Below are 2,595 nucleotides of genomic sequence, written 5' to 3' on the forward strand. Positions count from 1 at the left end.
CCCGTTAAGCGGCGCATCTTGTCTGCGTCAATATATGGACTGTTCGTCTCCATAGCCTGATTGAGCTTGAGTACGCCGTCACCAATAAGGCTCAACATAGCCGCGTCGGGTTCGAAGACAGGTCTCCACATCACCTTGGTCTTGAAGACTTCCTCTCTCTGGTAGTTAACATTGTCTCTCATACAAGCTCCGATATAGCCTACGTTCTTAAATCCTACGCCAAAGCAACGCTGCGCCTTGGAAGCCATAAGTCTCAAGCCCTCGTGTGAAGCCTTGATAGCCTCTGCGCTTGAAGGATTGCTCGTAACGAATCCCAGATCATCAAGAGTCAATCCAGTCTCGCCTGCGAAAAGCGAAGCGATGGACTTCAACTGTTCTACATGAGGTCCCATTGAGCCAACCTGAAACTGCCCCAGCGACGGCTTGTCGCCATCTTCATCCTTGGTGAAGGTCAGCATAGCGGACATCGTAGCTTTCCAAGTGTCCATCTGCTCTACATCCTGGCTTAAGCCTGTAGCGTATTTCTGTGGGAATGAGTAGAACTCGGAAGCTATCTCCATACGCTTTACTGTTCTCATAGCAGAGTTTGCATAGCCCATACAGGCCCTTGATATACGTGAATGTCCGAAGGGCCTCTTTGAATCAGGCTTGTAGATAATAGGAACCAGTGCGCAGTACTTAGAGTCGAATGTCTCGACTGCTATCGGCTCCTTGACGCCTGCTTCGTAAACTTCCGTTCTTCCGGGCGTAAAGTAGGCATAGGTCTTGGCGTTCTCGTATTCGTCACGATCCAGTACCGCATAGCCCTCTGTCATTAGCTTGGTAAAGTCGTCGATAATGCCTGTAGCGCTGCCGCCATCTATGACCTGGAAGCGCATCTGTTTCTTTCCATCAATAACAGAGCCCTTGCTCACGTATACAAACGAGCAAGCGTTAATTAGAGCAGATAAGATGGCATCATCGTAGAAGATGTCAGGGTTATTCAAGGCGAACATATCAGTGAAGTTAAATGTATCGTCCTCAAATTCGTCAAACTGCAGGCGGTCAGCGAGAATATCAACTGCCTTAGTACACCAGCCATTAATAGAGGTGAACCACTCCAACCCCTCCGGAGTAGAGATGCCAAGATCAGGAGCTGTCTTCTTCTGCTCATAGAAGTTATAGCGAATCAAAGTTCTACTTCTCTTCTTAGTGAGCTTCTGGCTCAAGTATGCTATTCCTTTCACTTTTTTGTTCTCCTTATCTTATTCATGATATCTTCAGCCGTTGGTCTATCATCAGAAGCAGTCGCTCCAATATTGTCCATTATTTTTTGCATCGTTTGGATCGCCTGAATGCGAACAGCCGGCGAAGTATTAAGGTCGTCTCTGATCGCGATCAGTGCCTTAATGTTAGTTTGCGTCTCTTTGTCTAATTGCATATTTACCTCCATGGGGTGTGACGTGTGTTTTTTTCACAGTACAGATGTTGGTTGTGATTCGCTCGAAGTCGAGGGGTACCTATGCCCCCCTTAAACTTGACCAATCAACCGAGAGTGGCAGGTCTCGATTGCTGACCGACTTCTCCTTTACTTGAGGAGCAACGATCTTGCTCGACTTGATGCGGTTGCATTGAAGGTGAGCTAACTGGAGGTTGTTAAGACTCGCAGGATCTCCACCTTTGGATATCGGAATGATATGATCGACTGTCGCGCTCCAAAGATCAGGAAACTTCCTGTCGAAGTCCACGGGCCTGCCGCATATAGCGCAGTTAGACTGGGAGGCGTATATTATCTTCTTCGCCTTCTCGAAGGAGGAGTGGGCCTTCCCATCCTTGTCTGGTCTGTTCCTCATAAATAAGCACCTCGTTTCTATACTTCGAACCGTGACGGTTCCTTGAATAGATCTCTAATATACTGTCCTACATTTCCATAAGTAAAGGTCTTGTCATTCGTGCTCACGAAGTCCACTCCGTAGGGGATATCGTTGAGACTGTTGACCTTCACATCCCTTCGGTCTACCACCTTGCATCTTGTTATATTCCCGTAAATGCTTCTCATCTGCGGAGAGAAACAACTACAAAGAGCTGCTTCAACTTTGTTCTTCTCGAAGAGCATCGGGAGATGCACCTCGAAGTTCAAGGTTCCATAACCATGTGCTTTTAGTTCTTCTTCAGTCTGCACTAAAGACATTGCGTATCTGTTCAGGTGAGGGTTCTCTTTTCGAAAGTCCTCTATTCTGTCAGACAGTGTCCTGTCCGTGAAGTTTACGAACTCCTTTTCAAAGGGTTCCGTGACAAAGAAGTCATCGTTAAAAAGGAAGAACTCATCAGAGAGCTCTTCTTGCTTGACAACTTCGAGCATCGAAGACTTGATCTTCAACCACTTATTCGCACCAAACTGAGTGTGCCGAAGCAACCTGTCCGGCTTCAGTCCTTTGGGCTGTCCTCCGACGAACCAGACGAAGCGGTGAGGAAAGTTCTGCTCAACGCTTCGGAGGCTGTATCGCAGCTCTTCTGTCGCTATGTCATCCTTGAGGATATAAACTATGTCCCTGTTCATACAAACCTCTCAAAAAGCTTAATGTCCTTCGGCTCATCTATGTCACACGTGTAGTC

The 2,595-nt window shown here is 47.2% G+C and carries 4 protein-coding genes; all 4 read right to left on the reverse strand.

Annotated elements, in window-relative coordinates; genetic code table 11:
* The coding region (locus PLF13_14785; GenBank protein ID HOP08535.1) for a hypothetical protein at positions 1–1,226 on the reverse strand (1,226 nt) is incomplete at its 3' end.
* Positions 1,223–1,420: a hypothetical protein gene (locus PLF13_14790; protein ID HOP08536.1), complete on the reverse strand. Its 198-nt coding sequence runs from the start codon at positions 1,418–1,420 to the stop codon at positions 1,223–1,225. The genes PLF13_14790 and PLF13_14785, both read right to left, overlap by 4 nt.
* 79 nt (positions 1,421–1,499) lie before the next feature.
* Positions 1,500–1,832, reverse strand: a complete 333-nt coding sequence (locus tag PLF13_14795; GenBank protein ID HOP08537.1) for an HNH endonuclease signature motif containing protein — start codon at positions 1,830–1,832, stop codon at positions 1,500–1,502.
* A gap of 17 nt (positions 1,833–1,849) precedes the next feature.
* On the reverse strand, positions 1,850–2,539 hold the full coding sequence (locus PLF13_14800) for a hypothetical protein (protein ID HOP08538.1): 690 nt from the start codon (positions 2,537–2,539) through the stop codon (positions 1,850–1,852).
* Positions 2,540–2,595: the final 56 nt, after the last annotated feature.

Source organism: Candidatus Zixiibacteriota bacterium (assembly GCA_035380245.1).
Classification (GTDB): Bacteria; Zixibacteria; MSB-5A5; order GN15; family FEB-12; genus DAOSXA01.